This is a genomic window from Microcoleus sp. PH2017_05_CCC_O_A (assembly GCF_020738785.1).
GTDB lineage: Bacteria > Cyanobacteriota > Cyanobacteriia > Cyanobacteriales > Microcoleaceae > Microcoleus.
The window spans coordinates 1-8,197 of the sequence record NZ_JAEQCB010000207.1; the positions used below are offsets into that span (position 1 = coordinate 1).

Genomic DNA, 8,197 nt, shown 5'->3' on the forward strand with positions numbered 1-8,197 from the left:
AAATTGATGACGGGGAGGCGATTTGTGCTTGTATTTCCGGCATACCTTCGGGGAAAAAGCAAGTTACAATTAATCTGTATGTCGATCCGACTTGGTAATCGATATATTTTTTAATTGCATCTTTTTATGAGCGATCGACAATTTAAGCCCTGTCCCATCTGTTCCATCCCATCGCCATATTGGGATCGATATCCCCGTCTAGTATGTTCGACTTGCTGTAGCAAAGCCTGTGACAGTCAAGGGCGCAAGGTACAATTTTTTAACGACTTCAATGGCGGTTTTGAGGCGATTGTAGCGGATACTAAAGAAGAGTATCCCAGCCACCTTTGCTATATTGAAGGGGTCAAGTGTTGGGCCGAGGAAGGGAAATTTGGCGGTATTGCGATCGAGGTTTGTGACTAATACACTTTATTTCTTTTGCCATTCTTGCTGTTTTTTTCGAGCAGATTGCAGCCATTTTTGAGATTCTGGATAAACAGTTGTCCCAGGTTTGACAGATTCTAATTGATTGATAATCTGTTGCAATTGTCCGAGGGAGTTACTGGGATTTTGACTGGGAGAATTTACATTATTTTGCAAGTTGGCAAACAAGCTTTCTGGGAAATTCCTAAATTTTTCTGGTATTGGGCGAGTTTGGTTTGAGCGTCGAGATAGCCCGGATTATCCACAGGAACCATTTTCAGTCGGTTAATTCCTTCTTCCCACAATCCTGCTATTTGTTCCCACTGGGCGGCTGGATGCGGCGGTTTTTGCGAGGCGACGGCGGCGGAAAGAGCAAATTCTTTGGCTGCTTCAATTAAGTTGTCGGCGTGTACCGAACCTGTGGCGATTCCTCCCATTGCTTGAAAATCTCTTTCTGCTGCTTGGAGTTTTTTCTTAGCAGTTTCTCCGGCGAGGGTTTCGGCGGGGATTTGGTTGAGTTTGTCGATCGCACTTTGCCAATTTCCAGTCGCTTTTTGCCTGTCGGCGGCAGTTTTCGCTTGCTGGTACTCCTGTTTTGCGGCGTCGAGAGTTTGTTCGACTTTATTTAACTCAGTAAAAGCATTTTTTTGCTGAAAAATTTGAGCATCCATCCGCCCGATATTTTTGCGGGCTGCTTGAAATTCATCCACTGTAAAGCGCCAACGGCAGCGGGAAAAAGAGCAATAAGTTTTTGGATAGTAGCCGAGGAACCACACCGGCAAAGCATCGAGGTGTTTTTGAGCTTGTTTTACTTTCGTGTCGCCATATTCAAAATCTGCCGCAGCCGTAGCTTTGTTAACAAGTTGATCGGATTGTTCCACGAGGGCGATCGCCTGTCGGTAATTGTAATCCATACTGCTAAAACTCGGCATTAATAATATGGGAAACGTGTTTGCTACGGAGTGGCGAATTATGGGAATTGGTAAATTAACCAGCCAAATTATCCCCGCCCCAGCGCCCAAAAAACCGCCTATCCAGATAATTTTACTAAACAAGCCGGGCGGCTGGTTGGCTTTGACAGCAGCTTTGAGAGCTTCTTCACTGAATGTGGGAAATTCGTCTTTGAAAGTATCGCGGATTTCTTCTCTGGATGCGAAAGTGCCGTTTTGCGATCGCAATTTCTCCAGCCGCTTCATCACCATCTTGCGGTAAACCCCACCCGCTAGAGCATCATCAGCCGCGCACTTGTCAACTTGGGCCCGTAAAATGTCAAAAGCTCGATCGGTAAGACGCCCCATAAAACTCACCTATTCCCTATTTAATTATTCTACAGGCTGCTAGACGAGATAATTGTTAAAATATATAAAGCCCCAATCAAATAATCTAAATTAAGTTCATGCCAACTGCTTTAATCACCGGTGCTTCAGGCGGAATAGGCGCAGCCTTTGCCATCGAATTAGCCCAACGCCAGCACAATCTAATCTTGGTAGCTCGTTCCGAAGCCAAATTGCAGCAGCTAGCTGCTAAACTGCAACAGGAATTCAATATTTTGGTCGAAATTATCGTTCAAGATTTGACTGCGCCAGGAGCCACCACTGCTGTATTTGATGCGGTTGCCCAAAAAGGTTGGACGGTTGATTTGTTGGTGAACAATGCGGGTTTTGGGGATTATGGTGCTTTTGCCGATCGCCCTTTAGCAAAACAAGTAGGAATTCTGCAACTGAATATTGTAGCATTAGTTGAACTATCGCACTTATTTTTATCGGGAATGCGGGATAGAAAATCGGGAAGTATCATCAATGTTGCTTCTATTGCAGCCTTTCAACCGATGCCGTATTTATCAATTTATGCAGCAACTAAAGCTTTTGTCTTGAGTTTCAGCGAGGCACTTTGGGCGGAAAACAAAGATTTAGGAATTCGGGTTTTAGCACTTTGTGCGGGCCCCACAGAATCCGATTTTTTTAAAGCAGCAGAATTTCCGGCATCCCTAGCATCTAGCAGCGGGCAAAAACTCGTCCCCGCCGATGAAGTAGTGCGAGATGCACTCAAAGCTTTAGAGAAAAATCAGTCTAACGTCGTGACGGGCGGATTCCCCAATCCACTCATCGTAAATATGCCCCGATTTATGCCGCGAGAACTTTTGGTAAACTCGATAGCCAAGCTATTTCAGCGTAAGCCAGGATAACTGAAGGTGGCCAGAAACCGGGTTTTTCTCGAAATAATTCGTTGTCACCTTAAATATCGTAAAAAACCCGGTTTCTTTTAACTCAACGATGTGGGCAGAAACCGGGTTTTTCTCGAAATAATTCGTTGTCACCTTAACTATCGTAAAAAACCCGGTTTCTTTTAACTCAACGATGTGGGCAGAAACCGGGTTTTTCTCGAAATAATTCGTTGTCACCTTAAATATCGTAAAAAACCCGGTTTCTTTTAACTCAACGATGTGGTCAAAATTACAGATATCGAGTTAACTGCACTCGATAGCGTTCTTTTTTAGTAATCATAACTTCCCCAATTTCTAATCTTCCCTTACCAGTAACAGCGATTAAATCTCCCGACTTAACGTTATAACTAGCTTGGGTGATGTCTTTCCAATTAACTCGCACGTCCCCTCTGTCAATAAAATCAACCATTTTGCTGCGAGACATCGCGAATCCAGCAGAAGCCACAGCATCCAATCTCATTGATGCTTCAACGGTTGTCATCTCTTTCTTTTTCGGTTCTCTAATTTTTAGTTCGCTCAACTCAATGCGCCGAGTTTTTACCGGAACCGATCGCACTTGCTGCAAACTCATCTCCAAATACTCTACCATCTCCGGCATGACAATCGCCTGCGCGCCCCGTTCCCCCAAGACAATCACATCCCCGGTTTTTTCGCGGACAATCCCCGTACCCAGCATTGCGCCTAAGAAGTCGCGGTGACTGGCGGTGTCAAACAGGAAATTGCCGGCTATCTCCACCGCAGCAATGCTAACACTCCCAGAGTCGATCGGGATTTCCGATCGGGCGATCGCAATTCTCTGCCTTTCACCCTGGGGATAGCCACCCCAAGCCACTAATTCCACATCAGTTAAGCGCTTAAATACCGTCAGAGTGTCCGCCAACTCCGGCGGCGACAGAAAATCAGTCAGAGTAACTTCCCAAGTTTTAATTGCTTGTTCAGCTTGGTCTAATGCCCGCGCCACACATTCGCGGTTTTCGATGCCTTTTAACAGTTCTTCTTTTTGTAACATCAGTCAATTTTAGATTCTAATTTGAAATTGCCAAACGTTGGTGTAGCAACTAAAAAGTCTACTTCTTTAGCAGTCCCACTACTTTAATTATAGTCTAAGATTGTCAAATAATACCAATTATTAAAAATTGTTGCTACGTTTGATAACCGTAGCAACAATTATCTGTTATTGCTTTAACTCCCCGCCGGAAACGGCAGTGTCGTTTCCCTACAGGTGAGATTTTCTCATTAACGGATTACGGGTGTTGAAAAACTCGGTTGATGCGTCCAGGAATGTCAGCGATTAGGAATGAACCATTAAATATTGACCGTTGCCGTTATATTCACCATCGCAACTGGCGAAATTAGCAACAAACCAAATCAAGTAAAACCGCCAGATTCTGCGGAATTTGGCATAGTCGATGCCGTAGTCTAAATCTTTGACTATCGCCTGAGAGTCATCAAAGTTTTTCAGCCAGTTAGCAAAGGTTGTAGAGTAATTGTAACCGTTGAGATACCATTGTTTGATGGTTTTGAGGTCTTTGTTGTGGCTGGGAACGGCATCGTATTTCCAGTAACGACCGTGGGGGAAAATGTATTTGTGGGTGAAAACACTGGAGATGTTGTTAGGGGTGCGAACGGTGATGATGTGAATGAAAGCGCGGCCGTTATCTTTGAGGAAAGAGGAGAGCTTTTGAAAAGCTTTGGTTAAATTACCGACATGACAAAAAACTCCGATCGAGAGAATTTTGTCAAATTTGGTATCGAATTGGGCGTCGTTCAAATCGCCTTCAAATAAGGTAAATCGACCTGAACTGAGGTAGCTGTCGGGATCTTGCATCCTGTGACGCATATATTCGCATTGATGGTGGCTGAGATTAATGCCAGTAAACTGGACATTGGGGAATTTGGAAAGAATGTAATTGGGAACGCAGCCCCAACCGCAGCCAAAGTCTAAAATGCGATCGCCATCCTGAATCTCTAGTTTCTCAATTACATCATCAATCATCTGAATTTGAGATTGTTCGAGGTTGGCTGCTCCTTTTTCCCACAATCCCATGCTGTATTTGGGATAAATCAGTTTGCTCTCGCCTAACATGGGATTCAGCATGGCTTGAGGTAAGTCGTACTGAAGTTTCATTAAATCTCGCGGGCCTTCCGCGGTGTGTTCTGTTTCTTTGAGTACCCATTCGTAGGGTGCGAGCAGAGAGGGAAAATACTTAAAAAAGACGGGCATACAGGTATCAAAAAGACCTCGCAATACAGAATCCGGTACTTCTAAGCCGTTGATATAAGACTCTGCTACTGCCATTTGCACCGCGTTAACCGCACTGACTGCGACGCAGGTTGCTCGATAGGCGATCGGACTTTTGAGATGGATATTTCCCACCAGCGGGATGTGCTGTTCGATGTTTTGTAGGGCTGTTGATGAACTCATGGTTATACGGGTTTTAAAGATGCTGCTATTCTATCTCAAGCAAATTGGCTGCTCCTTAGGGAACAAAAAAGCTCAAACTCTTATCAAGTAAGGTTTGGAAGAAAAAAGCCTGCAAAACTCTCAAAATATCTGGCGGTTCCAGGGAATTTAATAACGGATTTAAAGGGTTTTGAGCTATCATAAATTTATTAAGAATTATGTCAGTTAATTTGAGCTTTGAGCTTTGAGCTTTGAGCTTGATTCCAAAGGCTTTACTTGGCATATAATTGAGGTGTTTTCATTGTGCGATCGCGATTTTAATGCTGAGTGAGTTTGGCGGTTGAGGTGACGGCACGAGAAGCTAATGTCGATCGCGACTTATACTGAATCAATCAGGGAATGCAGAAAAGATGTCGAAAAACCGGGTTTGCATACAGAGTCACTGCAATAACAGATGTCCGCTCATGCCTCGCTACTTAGTTAGAAACGCCACATATGCCACAGATTCACTATCTGCCGGACGATCGCGCGATCGAGATAGACGACGACGATATAATTCTGGAAGCTTCCCTGCGTGCCGGCATTCCCCACACCCACGCCTGTGGTGGTAGTGCGCGGTGTTCGACTTGTCGTGTCTTGATAGTCGAAGGTTTGGAATTTTGCTCGCCCCGCAATTCAGCGGAAGATGAGCTCGCGAACAAACTGCGCCTAGAGCCGGAAATTAGGCTGGCTTGTCAGACACAGGTGGCGGGCGGGAAGGTGATTTTGCGGAGATTGGCGATCGATTCTGAAGACTTAGAAACATTTAACGACGAAATCGCCGGAAACTTGATTTCTGCACCTGTGGGTCAAGAAAAGAAAATTGCAATTTTGTTTGCCGATATTCGAGGGTTTACCGCCTTTGCAGAATCGCTATTACCCTACGATGTAATTTATATTTTAAATCGGTATTTCCAAAAAATGGGTTATGTAATCAACCGCAACGGCGGGATGATCAATAATTATATGGGCGACGGTTTTATGGCGCTGTTTGGGTTGGAAAATTCAGAGAAGGCGGCCGAACAAGCGGTGAGGGCTGGGGTGGAAATGCTGGAGGAATTGGACAAACTCAATCCGTATTTTGAGACTTTATACAGTCACAGGTTGCGGATTGGGATTGGGATTCACTGCGGTTTGGCGGTTGTGGGGAATCTGGGGGCCAAGAAAAATCAGACAGTAACGGCGATCGGGGATGCGGTAAATTTTGCCAGCCGGATTGAAGCTGCGAACAAGCAAGTGGGAACAAGTTTGCTGATTTCCGAGGAAACTTATGAGGAAATCAAGGATTTGGCGATCGTCAACCAGTGCGTATCAGTTAAAATCCCCGGAAAGAGCGGCGAATATCCGCTTTACGAAGTTGTCGGAATGCCACCGCTCCCGGTGGAAATCGAGGAGATTTTCGAGGTTGAGAAAAGTTCTTTTTTGCAGGGGTTTTTCAAGAATTTAATGGGTTTATTGGCTGCGCTGCGGAATTGGATTCGGAAAATATTTGGATCGTGAAACTTAGATTAATCTGAGCATATAATTATTGTGATACTAAAGCATTCAACGGTATGGCAACATTATTCGTAGGGTGCGAATACATCGACAATCCTTAAAGAAAAATCTGGTACATCTGTGTTTATCAAATATGTGTGTAGGGGCGAAGCATGACGGGAGCATCCCGGTTTTGCAAAAGCCTCAAATAGCCAAGAGGTCGTTGAGGTATAGCCTTTCTCAGAAAGATGAGGTACAATAACAGCAGTGTGTAAACCAGTTAAAAATATTTGATGATGTAACTTGACCCAACGCCAACTCTATGGCTTTGCCTAATTCTTGATAATTAGGTGTCTCGATCGAACGGAGAATATTTTTAAGCTTTGACCACAGATTTTCAATTGGTGAAAAATCTGGTGAATAAGGAGATAACAATATTAATTTTGCCCCTTTTTTTTCGATAGCTTTTTTCACTTCGTCTCCCAAGTGAATGGGACAATTATCCATGACTACACAAGCCCCTTTCCATAGTTTTGGCACAAGTTTTCTGATAATAAAAGCTTCAAATGTAATTGCATCAGTTCCGCCTATTAGATTAACCGATGTCAAAATTTCAGACACTGACATTGCTCCAATTATTGAGACATTTTGACCACGTTTAGTTGGCTTTGGCCCCTTGGCTCTCTGACCTTTCAAAGCTCTAGCATATAATCTAACCATTGCCAAATTAACTCCAGATTCATCAATGAATATTAAGTCTTTCAAACTAATCTTTTTAATTTTTTCCCAGAACTCACATCGCAGTATTTGGACTCGCTCTGTGCCTTTGCCTGAAGGGAATAGAGTCTTTTTTTTGACGGTAATATCTAAGAGTTTTATCATTCTTGCTATTGTCGATATACTAACAGAAAATCCAATTTTTCCATAAAGTAAATAACGAAGTTCTTCAAGAGTGGCATCATTATTTTCTTCAATCAATTTCCCCAATATGAGTAGTTGCTCTGCATTCAGTTTGCCTTTGACTCCACATCGGTCAGTTCGGGGAGTAATATTTTTTGTTTCACGATATTGTTTAAGCAATTTTTGTACAAAGCTGAGGGCAGAGCGAAAAATGCTTAGCTATTGCTTTTTGTGAAATCGGTTCAGTATGATAAGTATCAAGAATTTTTTGCCGAAAATCAATCGAATACGTTTTCATTTTTCACAATGTATGAAGAGGAGTACAAGTAAACGTGTTGTGAGTCAACTTCTTCGTGCTGTCAGAACAATGCTATTATGTGTTATATCGCTTCCGCTGGGCTTTACTGAACCATATAATTATAGTTCATTCGATCGCGTCTTATCTGTTTGATCCTCATGAGTAAGTGTCAGTAACATCATACCTCATCTTTCTGAGAAAGGCTATAAGCACAACGAAGTTTTAGCATCTTGTTATGACATTTTTTTTCAACCATTGAGCTCCAGAATTTTTCAACCTTCTATCTATTTGTTTGACAGCCGATTCCACCGCTCCCGAGCCTATGGAACAAATCTTATCTGATGATAATTGCTCATAGTTAACAATTCGAGAGCGATGCTTTTCTAGATAGGGCTTGCTGAAAAAGTGAGAAAACAGCATTTAGAAAGATGAGTGAATTCGAGTTCTACTCGGC

General features: G+C 43.2%; 8 protein-coding genes and 1 pseudogene. 3 read left to right on the forward strand and 6 right to left on the reverse strand.

Features of this window, described 5'->3' with window-relative positions; all coding sequences use genetic code 11:
- The first annotated feature begins 126 nt into the window (after nt 1-126).
- Complete coding sequence (locus tag JGK20_RS31160; RefSeq protein WP_293185558.1) at nt 127-402, forward strand: hypothetical protein; 276 nt, start codon at nt 127-129, stop codon at nt 400-402.
- Nucleotides 403-408: 6 nt separating this feature from the next.
- Here the strand turns inward: JGK20_RS31160 and JGK20_RS31165 are convergent, their stop codons facing one another.
- Both JGK20_RS31165 and JGK20_RS31170 read right to left on the reverse strand, forming a co-directional pair.
- Nucleotides 409-591: a hypothetical protein gene (locus JGK20_RS31165; protein WP_293233370.1), complete on the reverse strand. Its 183-nt coding sequence runs from the start codon at nt 589-591 to the stop codon at nt 409-411.
- Nucleotides 564-1,700, reverse strand: a complete 1,137-nt coding sequence (locus tag JGK20_RS31170) for a hypothetical protein (protein ID WP_293233372.1) — start codon at nt 1,698-1,700, stop codon at nt 564-566. Before JGK20_RS31170 ends, JGK20_RS31165 begins: the two co-directional genes overlap by 28 nt.
- Nucleotides 1,701-1,798: 98 nt before the next feature.
- On the opposite strand from JGK20_RS31170, the gene JGK20_RS31175 reads away from it, so the two are divergent.
- On the forward strand, nt 1,799-2,587 hold the full coding sequence (locus tag JGK20_RS31175) for an SDR family oxidoreductase (RefSeq protein ID WP_293193907.1): 789 nt from the start codon (nt 1,799-1,801) through the stop codon (nt 2,585-2,587).
- Nucleotides 2,588-2,855: 268 nt separating this feature from the next.
- Here JGK20_RS31175 and JGK20_RS31180 read toward each other — a convergent pair whose 3' ends face one another.
- Nucleotides 2,856-3,635: a photosystem II S4 domain protein gene (locus JGK20_RS31180; protein WP_293187081.1), complete on the reverse strand. Its 780-nt coding sequence runs from the start codon at nt 3,633-3,635 to the stop codon at nt 2,856-2,858.
- 282 nt (nt 3,636-3,917) lie between these two features.
- Nucleotides 3,918-5,051 (reverse strand): class I SAM-dependent methyltransferase, encoded by a 1,134-nt coding sequence (locus JGK20_RS31185; protein ID WP_293213087.1) that lies wholly within the window; start codon nt 5,049-5,051, stop codon nt 3,918-3,920.
- Between the two features lie 474 nt (nt 5,052-5,525).
- Between JGK20_RS31185 and JGK20_RS31190 the strand changes: the two genes are divergently transcribed.
- Nucleotides 5,526-6,569: an adenylate/guanylate cyclase domain-containing protein gene (locus JGK20_RS31190; protein ID WP_293207881.1), complete on the forward strand. Its 1,044-nt coding sequence runs from the start codon at nt 5,526-5,528 to the stop codon at nt 6,567-6,569.
- Between the two features lie 216 nt (nt 6,570-6,785).
- On the opposite strand, the gene JGK20_RS31195 is transcribed toward JGK20_RS31190, so the two are convergent.
- A protein-coding gene (locus JGK20_RS31195; protein ID WP_293233374.1) for an IS630 family transposase occupies nt 6,786-7,743 on the reverse strand; the annotation gives its coding sequence in 2 pieces (ribosomal slippage) (nt 6,786-7,646 and nt 7,648-7,743; 957 coding nt in all).
- Between the two features lie 178 nt (nt 7,744-7,921).
- A pseudogene (locus JGK20_RS31200) lies at nt 7,922-8,133 on the reverse strand (hypothetical protein); the annotation flags it as partial.
- Between the last annotated feature and the right edge of the window lie 64 nt (nt 8,134-8,197).